Below are 12,530 nucleotides of genomic sequence, written 5' to 3' on the forward strand. Positions count from 1 at the left end.
CGAAACGCTTACTTCGTAAACAGGTCGTCGCTGAGATTACTGTTGATGACCGCCTTTACTACTTTCACATTAGAATCATAGCCACCGGCGGAGGTGCGGTACCGGAAAGGTATCTGTATGCCGCTTACTTCGCGGTATTCAATATAGTCTACTACGGCATTATTAGCCGGCGCGCCTTCCTGTCCGCTGAGCATCAGGGTACGCACTTTCAGACCAGTCTTAGCGCTGTAGTAGTTCTTTTGCAGGCTGCCATCAGCTGTGGCGATGGTTAGTACATATACGTCTTCATCATTGATCTGTTCTGTTTGTGGCGCCAGTTCTATCTTCACCCGGTCTGGTGTTTCCAGGTAAGACAGTTCAGCGAACAGCTGGTTTCTGTCTTTCAGCGCGCCTTTTTCCGCGGGCGTCAGCGGCATTTCACGGCCCATTTGCCACATCCTCACGGAATCGCCGATGATACTGACTTTATACGCTACCCCGTTCATCGCCGGGATGGTAACGGCCTGCCAGATTTTGCCCGGCAATTTATACATAGATTTCAGCTCTATTTCCGTGCCTTGTGTTTCGCCCTGTGCCTCTGTGTAAAGATCTTTGACGCTTTTCAGCTTTTCGCTGCCGCCGATAGCATTTACGTAGCTTTTCAGCACAGTGGCCGCGGTAGTGCCGGCCGGTATGGGTTTACCGGCTTCCGCTTTCCAGCTGTTATTGGACGGGTTAATATCGGGCATGTCACCCTGCGGGTCGATGATGACGCTGACGAGCTTTTCTTTGGACGGGTGATGATAAGCCCAGGTAGCGCCGCGCTGCCAGATTTCCACCGGCAGGCGCACGGTGTCACGCTGACCACTTTCGCTACGAATGGTCATGGCCACCGGCATGGGCAATTGCTCCAGGTTCTGCAGGGTGATGATAGCGCCCTGGGTGGGGTCATTGCTGACGTAGCTCACACTTTTAACCGCCTGGTCCAGTTTCCAGGTATGAAAGAACCATCCCCGCCAGAACCAGGCCAGGTCTTCTCCTGCCGCGTTTTCTATCGAACGGAAGAAGTCCCACGGCGTGGGGTGTTTAAAAGCCCATCGTTTGATGTATTCCCGGAAAGCATAATCAAAACGTTCGTGTCCCAGGATCTGATCACGCAGCAGTTTCAGGCCCATGGCAGGTTTATAGTAGGCCGCCATGCCGTTGTACCGGAGTCCGATCACGTCGGGCGTATTCATGATCGCTTCTGCGTCGGAGCCAAACATCTTGATCGCCGCCCGTTGGCCGGACTGTTCTGAGTTGAACTCCCCTTTGTTAAAGGAGGCAACAGCGATGCCGTTGATGAAAGTATTGAAGCCTTCATCCATCCAGGCGTATTTACGTTCATTGGAACCGACGATCATCGGGAACCAGTTGTGGCCGAACTCATGGCTGGTTACGCCCCACAGTCCGCCGTTTTTAGCTTTCCAGGAACAGAACACGATGCCGGGGTATTCCATCCCGCCTACTATTCCCGCCACATTCGTGGCCACAGGATAAGTATAGGGATACCACTGGCTGGAATAGTGTTCAATGCAGCCTTTTACAAATTCCGTAGAACGGCGCCAGGCGGCAGGAGCAGATGATTCCGCCGGGTATACCGACTGTGCCAGTGCCGTTTTTCCACCGGGCAGGTTCAAACGGGCAGCATCCCAGATGAAAGCGCCGGAGGCAGCCCATGCCACATCGCGCGACTCCTTGCAGACAAAATGCCAGGTACGGTTGCCTTTTGCAGCAGCATTGTGAAACTCAGTGGTATCGCGGATCATAACGGTGGCGTCACTGTTACGTGCTTTGGCGATGCGGGCCGCTTCAGTGGCGTTCAGCACCTGTGCCTCGTTGACCAACGCGCCGGAACCTACCACTACCATATTGGCCGGCGCCGTAATGGTAAAGTCGAAGTTACCGTACTCGAGGTAAAATTCAGATGCACCCAGGTAGGGAATATTGTTCCACCCCAACACATCGTCATATACCGCCATCCGTGGATACCACTGCGCAATTTCGTATATCCATCCATGACGGGTGTTCATACGACCGGTACGGTCTGTGCCATATTCCGGCACGGTATAGCTATAATCTATTTTCAGCTGCAGGCTGCCACCGGGCTTCAGCGCGTCGGACAGCTTAATCTGCATCCTTGTATCGTCTACCAGGTATTTAGCGGTACTGCTTTTTCCATTGCTCACCACGTCTACCGACTTCAGCTCAAACCCGTTAGTATAAGTACGGTTGGCAAACCGGTCGCCGGTGGCGCCTACCGTGGCAGTGCCGCGGGAATCTTTGCGGTACACGTTCTGGTCCATCTGCAACCACAGAAAGGGCAGCTGGTCAGGGCTATTGTTCTTATAGGTGATCAATACGCTGCCGGATATACGGTGTTGCAGGGTATCCAGGGCGACCGTTATCTTATAGTCAGCCGCATTTTGCCAGTATTTAGGCCCGGGCTGCCCTCCCGCACTCCTGTACTCGTTTCCGTTAGACGGATAAAACAAAGGAGAAAATGCCTCATGATGGTCATACCGGGAAACCGGCGTATTCTGTGACAGACAGGGCTGCGCCATCCCACACAGCAACAGGGAGGCCAGAGAATAAAGCTTGCGTAGTGTCATCTCGTTAGCGATAAGTTAGATTTTGTGGTCTCTAAATATACTGCGATTTGCTGACTTTGACCTTTACGGATATTAACCATTCTCATCTCATTTTGGAATTTTGGAATTTTGGAATTTTCGAATTTTGAGATTTTGAGATTTTGAGATTAAAACAAAAAGTGAAGACCTAAACGATTACTCGCTTAGGTCTTCACAATGTTAAACTCCGAAATTCGTAAATCCCAAAATCAATAAATCCCAACTACTTCTGCCACCATACTTTAGTCGCAATCTCATCTCCTCCCATCGCCTGTACTACGTTCTGGTAGTTGGCAGCATTGATGGTCTGTACGATGATCGGGAATTTCATGCGGGCAGGTATATTCACGCCGGCCACAATACCTTCGCCGCGGGGCAGCACCGGGAAGCCGGTACGGCGGTATTCAAACCACTGCTGCATATCATTGAAGAACAGCGCAAAATATTTCTGGGTCAGCACCTGTTCAGGCGTGTTGTTAAACGCAATGCCCGGACGTGCCATGAAATCGGCAGGCACCTGTGCGCCCCAGTAGGTCACGGAAGCTTTCACACCGTTTTCATACGCCGTTTGTGCGTTGCCGGTAGCATAGCCGCGCATAAAGGCTTCTGCACGGATGAACTCCACTTCTGCATAGGTCATGATGGTACCAATCAGGTTAGACTTCTTCAGGTCCACGTTGAGCGTGGAAGCGTTGATACCGGAGATATCATCAAACTGCTCTGGTTTATACCCGCTCGGAATACCTCTGTACACGCCATCGCTGGCTTTTTTGCCCCACAGCGGCAGCCGCGGGTCGTTCCAGGAAGTCAGTTTGTCCACGAAGAAAGAAGACAAGGCACGGTCGCCATTGAAATCATAATCACGGTAGCTGAAGAACGGATTCTGGAAAGGCTTGATATTGGTATACTTCAGCACGGCCGACTCGTCATTGCTGGTCATGACAGGGTATTTATCCGGCGCATTCAGCATATTGGCCAGCTCCTGGCGGGCGTCGGGCGACTTATGCGCGATACGCATCAGCAAACGCAGGCGGAGCGCGTTACACAGCTTTTTCCATTTGATGATATTAGCGGGCACGGCTACACTGTTGAACAGCAGGTCGTCGCCCTGCTCTATGCCTTTGCTGGTCACAAACAGGCGGTTAGCGGTGTCCAGTTTGGCGATCAGGTCGCGGTAGATATCCTGCTGCGGGTCAAACCTGTTCTGCAACTGGTTATCGGGATATCCGCGCAGGGCATCCTGGTAAGGTATATCTCCATAGGTATCTGTCAGGTTCTGGAAAAGCCAGGCCCACAGGGTCAGCGCTACCGCTTCACTATTCACTTCCGCCGCCAGTTTGGCAGAGGCGCGCATATCTTTCACGTTGTTCAGTGTAAGATAATAGTTCTCCCACGGATAGTCTGATTCTGTGTTTTTGATGATATACCGGTGCAGGTCGGTGGTAGAAATTTCGGTGACCGTCACCTGCATCAGCTCATTGTTGATACGGTGGGATTGTCTCAGGCCGGTATTCATCCCGTCGTACAGGATTGCATTGAGGAAGTTGCCTGCCGGCACCACTTTCAGTGTCTCCGGGTTATGCTGCATGTCCTCGAAGTTCTTGGTACAGGCTACGCTTGTACACAGTCCCAGCGCGACACCCATATAAATAAAATACTTTTTCATATATGCCTGTATGTTGTATTAGAAGTTGAGTTTTACGTTAACGCCCATCGTACGGGTAGAAGGGAACTGACCTGTTTCGAAGCCGGGTACAATGGAAGAGCTGTTCAGGGTGGCGGTTTCCGGATCAAAGGCCGGGAAGTTGGACCATACAAACAGATCGCGGCCATAAAGGCTTACGGCTGCCCCTCTGATGAAAGAGCGGCCAAAGACGCTGGCAGGGATATTGTAGCTCAGCACCACTTCGCGCAGTTTGATATAGGAAGCGTCGAAGGTGTTGGACTCAACGTTGTTACGGTCATAAATGGCGTTGTAATATTGGTCCATATTAGTGACCAGCACATTGTTCGGCACATATTTACCGTTAGCGTCCAGCATCACGCCTTCGCCGATCAGGCCATTGTCGCGACCAGGCAGCGTTGATTTGATCTTGCCCTGTTCAGCCAGGATGGCGTGGGTGAGGGAGTAGATCTTACCACCTTTACGCATATCGAACAGTACGGAGAGTGAGAGATTTTTATAGGTGAACTGGTTGTTCAGGCCACCTCTCCAGTCAGGATTGGCGTTGCCGCGGAAGGTAGCTTCGGAAGACAATTGCGCAAGACCGTTCTTAAACACGATCTGTCCGTCGGGGCTGCGCTGGAAGCCAATACCATACAGTTCTCCGAGCGGATGTCCTTCTCTGGCTTCGAGGGTGCCTCTGGGGCCTTCCGCGATGATGAGGGAAGTACCTACTTCAGGATTGAGCTTAATCACCTCGTTACGGTTGCGGGACCAGTTGATGGTAGATTTCCACTGGAAGTTTTTCAGTTTCACCGGTGTTACGTTCAGCATCACCTCCACCCCTCTGTTCTCTACAATACCGACGTTGGCCAGCTGGTATTCATATCCGGTGGAACGATCGATCGGAATAGCAGAAATCTGGTTGATAGCACGCTGACGGTACCAGGTAACGTCGAAGCCTACACGGTTGTCGAGCAGTTTCCATTCTGTACCGAATTCCAGGGCGTTGTTACGCTGCGGCTGCAGGTTCGGATTAGGGATGGTTGTTGGATTGCTCATGCTGCCGGTAATAGAGCCGGACTCATAATCTTTCTCCAGGGAGTAGGTACCGAAAGGTGCATCAAACCCTACGCTGGCATAAGAAGTGCGCAGTTTGGCATAAGACACAAAAGACGGCAGATGTACCATTTCGCTCAGCACGGCACTGGCAGCGATGGATGGATAATAGAAAACATTGTTCTGTAACGGCAGTGTGCTGGACTGGTCTCTGCGGAGCGTCAGATCGAGGAACAATTTATTTTTCCAGGAGGTGTTCACGAACGCATACAGGCTGTTTACCTGTGCTACCGGACGGGAAGAGCTGGACAACACCGGGTCTTTACTGTTGGCAAGGTTGTACACCCCTACCGCAGCCAGTTTATCAGCGCGCTGGTTGGTATAATAACGGCGCTGGTTGCGTACGTTACCACCTACGCTGGCGATGACGTTGAAGTCGGCGCCGATATTTTTATTATAACGCAGCAGGAAGTCGTTGTTGTTTTCGTAGTTCATCACGGTCTGCTGACGGTACATACCATCCTGGAACTTCTGGGTATTTTTAGGGCGGCGCTGGTTACGGAATTCGTAGCCCATGTCGAGGCCGCTGCGCAGCATCAGTTCCAGGTTATCAAGAATTTTGTACTTCACCATCACGTTACCGGTAACATTGTGCCGGTTGGAGGCGTTGATCATTTCATTTACGATCAGGTACGGGTTATCAATCAATGAGCTGAAAGGATGGTTCTGTTCAACCCCTTCTTTGCCAGGCTTCCAGTAAGGCTGGTACCAGTTCAGGTCCACGTTGGGATTCTGGAAGTTGATAAAATAAGCAACAGACTGGTTGTTATAACCGGAGTTAGGCAGGTTGTCGGCGATTTTATTCGTATAGTCGATCTTGGTAGACAGGGAGATTTTTTTGCTTACCTGTGTATTACCGGAGAAAGAGATGGAGTAACGCTTATAGCCGGTATTGGGCATGATCCATTCGTTCTTCATGTGGGTGAAGCTCAGGCGCATGTCGCCTTTATCGTTGCTGCCTGCCACGGAAACGGTGTTGGTATTGGTAAGACCGGTACGGAAGAAGTCCTTGCGGTTGTTTTTATAAGGTACCCAGGGCGTCCGTTCTGTTCTTACGCCGTTAGCGTCCATGGGTGAGTTGAACTGGAAGTAGGACTGTCCGTCGAACTTAGGGCCCCAGGAAGAGCTGGTAGAAGAGGTATTGGAGCCGTCGGCTGTTTTACCGTAGGAATAATATTTAGCGTTGTTGGTACCCTGACCGTATTCATATTGATAATCGGGCCAGTTGTTGATCTGATCGAAAGCCAGGTTGCTGCTAACGGTCACGCCCATACCTTTTGTATTACGGGAGCCGTTTTTGGTGGTCACGATAATGGCGCCACCAGCACCGCGGGCGCCGTACAGCGCGGCAGCGCCGGGGCCTTTCAGTACGTTGATGGATTCGATATCGTCCGGGTTGAGGTCCGTGAGTGCAGAGCCGAAGTCGATGGGGCTGTCGTTGCCGAGGTACCCCTGATGACCGGTACCATTGAAGGATTTATTGACGATCACGCCGTCTACCACGAGGATGGCTTCGCCGCCTTGTCCGTCGAGGATGCTTTCGCCGCGGAGCACGACGCGGCTGCTACCCATAGGGCCGCCGGCTTTGGTGAGGTTCAGGCCAGCTACCTTACCGCTGAGCGCATTCACAAAACCGTTGGTGGGGGCGGCGCTCACGGCGCTGCCATCCAGTTTTTGCGTAGCGAAGCCGAGGCTTTTCTGCTCACGGGAAATACCTAAGGCAGTAACCACTACGCCATTCAGCTCGCGGCTGTTTTGTTTGAGGGAGATTTTAATGACATCTTCCTTGCCGGTCACCGTATATTTCTCTGCTGTAAAGCCCATGTATGAAAAAATGAGGGTGGCGCCGGTGGTGGTTTTCACGGAGAATACCCCTGCGGCATCTGAAGTGCCCAGCATTTTACCGTGGTGGTCCATGATGCTCACACCCGGCAGCGGGGTGTTGGCATCATCGGTCACTTTGCCCTGCACCACCTGAATATCGGTGGTGGCGCTAACCGGGGCGGGATTATACTTCACAGATACCTGGTTGCCTTCCAGGAGGAACTGCAGGCCATAATTTTTTTGCAGGTACTCCAGGGCCGCTTTAACGCTGGACTGATGAAAGGTGATGTGTTCTACTTTTACTTTCTCCAGTGCCTGTTGCTGATAAGAGAAATGGTAACCGGGCGCCTGTTTCTGCAGGCTGGCCACTACCATCGCCAGGTTGGAGCCATGCAGGTCTACCTGAATGGACTGCGCCTGTACCTGGGCACTCATGACAGCTACCAGTGCTAATGACCAGCAACCAATCTTTGCGCGGTATTGCCATCCGGAAACTGGTTGGAACCACCGTTGCAGATTCTTTTTCATACTGTTGTTTTGAAGTTTTGTTTGCTTTACAGGAATAAATAGTCCCCCTGCACCGCTTTTGGCGATGCCACACAGGTCGATGCAGGTAAATATGTTTTATTGAATAATGATGCTGTCGTTCCGCTGCTGAAAATCAAGCTCCCAGATGAAAGCCAGGTGCTGTAGTACTTTCGGCAGATCGTTGGCCGGGAACACGGCGGTTACTGTTTGTTGTTGTGGTTTGCCGGCATAGATAAAATGCAGTCCATATGTATTTTCAAGTTGAAGCAATACTTCCTTAAATGGTGTATTGACAAAATTCAGTTGTCCTTTGCGCCAGCTGTCGGCTTGTGCAGGAGGCAGCGGTGTAACAGTTGTATGATGTGTATGTTTATCGAATACGAGTAGCTGTCCTGGTGACAGGATTTTTTCTCCGGAGAGGCTGTCGCAGGTGACGCCGATCTTGCCGCTTTGCAGCGCGATGCGTGTTTCTCCTGCACCGGGCAGCGCGTTGACATTAAAGGCGGTGCCATATACGCGGGCGGTGGTGCTGCCGGCTTGTACGATAAAAGGGCGGTTCGCATCAGGATGGATTTCGAAGAAAGCCTCCCCGGCCAGTTCCACCTGTCTGTCTTTTTTATTATAGGCAGATGAATAACGGACTACCGCATGTTTGTTGAGTGTCACGGTAGATGCGTCTGGCAGTTGAATGGTACGAACGATATTGCTGTCGTTCCGTATTTCTGTCCAGGCCAGCTGCTGTGGGGCAGATAAAGAGAAAGCCCACCAGGCAGCGCCTCCAAAGGCAGCCATGCAGGCGGCGGCAGCGGCGGTGGCGAGCCAGCGCCATTTCCCCTTTGGGGCCGGCGCCATGGCGATCACCTGTGAGGCGAGATGACGGCGTTCTTCTTCAGTAGATGTCCGGGCAATAGCATCCCAGTGCTGCTCCATGAAATGATCTATCCATTCAGCGCCTTGCTGCTCCAGCCACTGCTGCACCTGTCTGGCTTCTTCCGCCGGACAGTGCCCCTGAAAATATTTTATGATGCGTTCCTGATCCATTTTTCGTTTAGTGCTTCCCGGTAGCCTGTCGCCACCCCTCCGGAAGCCGTGTTTGAATAATACACGTATGCACCGGCAAATGCCTGTACAAAAAAAGCGGGCTTAACAATTTGTTAATCTACGGGCAGTTAACACCGCCGTAATTTTGCGGCATACAAAAATCAACATGTCATTGGCACATCAACAGGAAGAAAGGCTGCAGCGGATAATAGACCAGACCTATGACAAACTTTTTGGGGTACTGTTCGCACTTTGTAAAGATCATGACCTGTGCGCCGATCTGGTGCAGCAGGCTTATATCAAGGTATGGGAGAACCTGGACAGTATCCGTGACGATGAAAAAATAATTGCGTTATTAAAAGTCTATGGCAGAAATCTGTTCCTCGACGAGCTGCGAAAAAAAGCGCGTCAGGAAGAGGCCTTGTCACAATACACGCCGGAAACCACCGCTCCTTCCCCCGAAGAAAAACTGATGGAACAGGAGCTGCAACGCCGGCTACAAACCACGATCAACCGCCTGCCGGCACAACAGCAACAAATTTTCCGGTTGCATAAGGAACATGCCTACAGCTACAAACAGATTTCCAGCCAGCTCAATATAACTACCGGTACGATAGAAACGCAGATGAACAGGGCATTGAAATTTCTGCGGAGGGAATTGGTTCACGCAAAGACTCCAGGTGAGCAAAGAACGCAAAGAGATTAAATATAAAAACAAAGAAAGCAAAGGAGCGGAGATCAAATTTTGTCTTCGCTCCTTTGCTTTCTTTATTATTCCTAAAAAAATGGTTCTTTGCGTTCTTTGCTCACCTGGAGTCTTTGCGTGAACAACTTCGCCTGAGCTAATGAATTAATTTCTTCACATGCCTCAGCCGGAAGGCGAAAATAATGCTCAATACGCCGGTCACCCAGAAGGCTGCTGCCATTACCCCCAGAATAGTGGCCACGCCCAGTGCGGGATTATCCAGTATCACAATAGCGATCATGATCAGCAGGATACCACCTACCAGTACCCAGCCCCAGTTGGGGATTTTGTCGGTGCTGAGCGCTATCGCGAACACGATCAGGCTGATGCCTTTAAACATAAACCAGAAACCGAGGAAAATGGGGATAACCGCCATGCTGATGGCCGGATATAGCATCAGGATGAAGCCCACCACTACGTCGATAATGCCGGACGCCAGTGACCATCCCCAGCCGTGCATGGAGCGCCGGTTGTTGGTGGCGAAGATGATCTCAAAAATACCGGTTACGAACAGGGTTACACTGAAAAAGATGCTGAGCAGCACATAGCTGCTGAATGGATTACTGAAAACAATGAAGCCCGCAATAATGAAGATGATACCGTTGAGCAGATAAAGCCACCAGTACTTTACATTGTTGCGGATAGCTGACAGGACCTGTGACATATATGAATTTTATTTTATTGTTATAAAATAATGACAATCTATATCTTCCTAACACCTGTCCGCTTAAAAAGTTCGGCATAAAGTCCCTCGGTTTGGCCGGTGAAATGCCCTAACTTTGTCAAAATGATTTAAATCATAAATTTAATAGACCACGGAAACTATATTTGCAGAATGAATAAGGCGATCAAGCAAGACAGAAAATCACCTAACTGGTGGCATCAAGTGGACTTTCTGGGAATTCATGCAGTTCCCCTGCTGGCATTTTTTACCGGCACCACTGCATTTGACTGGATACTGTGCGGCGTATTGTACGTAGTGCGCATGTTTTTTGTAACAGCCGGTTACCACCGGTATTTTTCGCATCGCGCTTTTAAAACGTCGCGATTCTTTCAATTTATCCTTGCAGGCGGTGCACAGAGCAGCTTACAGAAAGGCGCGCTCTGGTGGTCTGCCAATCACCGTATTCACCACAAACACAGTGACACACCGGAAGATCCTCACTCTGCCAATATCTATGGTATCTGGTACGCGCATATCGGTTGGATCATGGGCCCTGAATACAAACCTACCCGTTTTGACCTGATCAAAGATCACAAAGCGAAAGAACTGTTCTGGCTCAACAAGTGGCACATGGTGCCAGCTGTGATACTGGCCATAGCAGTATATTTTGTGGGTAATAAAGTAAACGGCACCGGATGGTTCGACTGGACCGCGGGATTGTCTACCCTACTGATAGGCTTCTTCCTGAGCACTGTGATCCTGTACCACGGTACCTTTACCATCAACTCCCTGATGCACAAAATCGGCAAACAACGTTATTATACCGGCGACCAGTCCCGCAACAGCCTGGTGCTGGCGCTGATCACGCTGGGCGAAGGATGGCACAATAACCATCACTACTATCAGAGCGCTGCCCGTCAGGGTTTCTACTGGTGGGAAATCGACATCAGCTACTATGTGATCAAAACACTGGGCTGGCTGGGCATCGTATGGGAGATTCGCCCCGTACCGGCTAAAGTTCAGAACAGCAACAAACTGAAAGATATCCAGGCCGGACGTGTAGCCGTGTCCGAAGCACAACTTCAGGATTAATTACGAATTACGGGTGACGAATTTTTTAAGCGAAGACCTGAGCAACACCTGCTCAGGTCTTCGCTTTTTAATATAATATGCGCTTCTTTCTGTTTCAGGCAACAGCGGCCACTATATTATTTTCCAATAATCTTCTCTATATTTCGCAACGATCTTCGCTCATTAATTCGTAATTCATAATTTGTAATTATATATGCAATATACACCAGCTACTGACAGGTATGATGCCATGATGTACCACCGTTGTGGTAAAAGCGGGCTGCAATTGCCGGCCATATCGCTGGGCCTGTGGCACAACTTCGGCTCTATAGACAACTATGAAAATGGCCGTAGTATTATCCGCAGGGCTTTCGACAAAGGCATTACGCATTTCGACCTGGCCAACAACTATGGTCCGGTGCCCGGCAGTGCGGAAGAAAATTTCGGCCGTATTCTCCGCCAGGATTTCACCGGTCATCTGCGTGATGAGCTGGTGATCTCCAGCAAAGCTGGTTACCTGATGTGGCCCGGCCCTTACGGCGACAAAGGCTCCCGCAAATACCTTATCTCCAGCCTCGACCAGAGCCTGCGTCGTATGGGACTGGAATACGTGGACATCTTCTACTCTCACCGTCCCGACCCGGAAACGCCTATCGAAGAAACCATGGGCGCGCTGCACAGCATCGTGCAACAGGGGAAAGCGCTCTACGTGGGCCTGTCCAACTACACCGCCGAACAAACCAAAAAAGCGGTTGCCGTACTGAAATCACTGGGTACGCCCTGCCTGATCCATCAGCCCAAATACAGCATGTTTGAAAGATGGGTGGAAAACGGCCTGCTCGATGTGCTGGAAGCTAACGGTGTCGGCTGTATTCCTTTCTCGCCGCTGGCACAAGGCCTGCTCACGGATCGCTACCTGAACGGTATTCCCGCAGGTTCCCGCGCCAGCAAGCCCAGTGGTTTCCTCCAGGAGAATGAAGTGTCTGAGGAAAAAATAGCCAAAATCAGGCAGCTCAACAGCCTCGCGCAGGAGCGCGGTCAATCCCTGGCGCAGATGGCGCTGGCGTGGATACTGAAAGACAAACGTATCACCACCGTGCTGATAGGCGCCAGCTCCGTAGCACAGCTGGACAACAACCTGGACACGCTCAGGAATGTATCTTTCACTTCCGAAGAGCTGGAAAGAATAGAAAATATCCTGCACGGCCGGAGCTAACGCCCCGGGCC

The 12,530-nt window shown here is 51.0% G+C and carries 8 protein-coding genes; 3 read left to right on the top strand and 5 right to left on the bottom strand.

Annotated features, from left to right (window positions below):
- Positions 1 to 8: 8 nt before the first annotated feature.
- The 4 genes from ICL55_RS30280 to ICL55_RS30295 form a co-directional block, all read right to left on the bottom strand.
- On the bottom strand, positions 9 to 2,630 hold the full coding sequence (locus ICL55_RS30280; protein ID WP_188104782.1) for a M1 family metallopeptidase: 2,622 nt from the start codon (positions 2,628 to 2,630) through the stop codon (positions 9 to 11).
- A gap of 241 nt (positions 2,631 to 2,871) precedes the next feature.
- Positions 2,872 to 4,314, bottom strand: coding sequence for a SusD/RagB family nutrient-binding outer membrane lipoprotein (locus ICL55_RS30285; RefSeq protein ID WP_188104784.1), 1,443 nt, complete (start codon positions 4,312 to 4,314; stop codon positions 2,872 to 2,874).
- A gap of 18 nt (positions 4,315 to 4,332) precedes the next feature.
- Positions 4,333 to 7,782: a SusC/RagA family TonB-linked outer membrane protein gene (locus ICL55_RS30290; protein ID WP_188104786.1), complete on the bottom strand. Its 3,450-nt coding sequence runs from the start codon at positions 7,780 to 7,782 to the stop codon at positions 4,333 to 4,335.
- 96 nt (positions 7,783 to 7,878) lie between these two features.
- Positions 7,879 to 8,823, bottom strand: a complete 945-nt coding sequence (locus tag ICL55_RS30295; RefSeq protein ID WP_188104788.1) for a FecR family protein — start codon at positions 8,821 to 8,823, stop codon at positions 7,879 to 7,881.
- Between the two features lie 166 nt (positions 8,824 to 8,989).
- Between ICL55_RS30295 and ICL55_RS30300 the strand changes: the two genes are divergently transcribed.
- The gene (locus ICL55_RS30300) at positions 8,990 to 9,529 is read left to right on the top strand and encodes an RNA polymerase sigma factor (protein WP_188104790.1); all 540 of its coding nucleotides are present in this window, start codon (positions 8,990 to 8,992) and stop codon (positions 9,527 to 9,529) included.
- 136 nt (positions 9,530 to 9,665) lie between these two features.
- On the opposite strand, the gene ICL55_RS30305 is transcribed toward ICL55_RS30300, so the two are convergent.
- Positions 9,666 to 10,232, bottom strand: a complete 567-nt coding sequence (locus ICL55_RS30305; RefSeq protein WP_188104792.1) for an HdeD family acid-resistance protein — start codon at positions 10,230 to 10,232, stop codon at positions 9,666 to 9,668.
- A gap of 171 nt (positions 10,233 to 10,403) precedes the next feature.
- Between ICL55_RS30305 and ICL55_RS30310 the strand changes: the two genes are divergently transcribed.
- Both ICL55_RS30310 and mgrA read left to right on the top strand, forming a co-directional pair.
- Positions 10,404 to 11,324, top strand: a complete 921-nt coding sequence (locus ICL55_RS30310; protein ID WP_188104794.1) for an acyl-CoA desaturase — start codon at positions 10,404 to 10,406, stop codon at positions 11,322 to 11,324.
- Between the two features lie 193 nt (positions 11,325 to 11,517).
- The gene (gene mgrA, locus ICL55_RS30315; protein WP_188104797.1) at positions 11,518 to 12,519 is read left to right on the top strand and encodes an L-glyceraldehyde 3-phosphate reductase; all 1,002 of its coding nucleotides are present in this window, start codon (positions 11,518 to 11,520) and stop codon (positions 12,517 to 12,519) included.
- The last annotated feature ends 11 nt before the right edge of the window (positions 12,520 to 12,530 follow it).

Source organism: Chitinophaga varians, from assembly GCF_014529945.1.
Classification (GTDB): domain Bacteria; phylum Bacteroidota; class Bacteroidia; order Chitinophagales; family Chitinophagaceae; genus Chitinophaga; species Chitinophaga varians.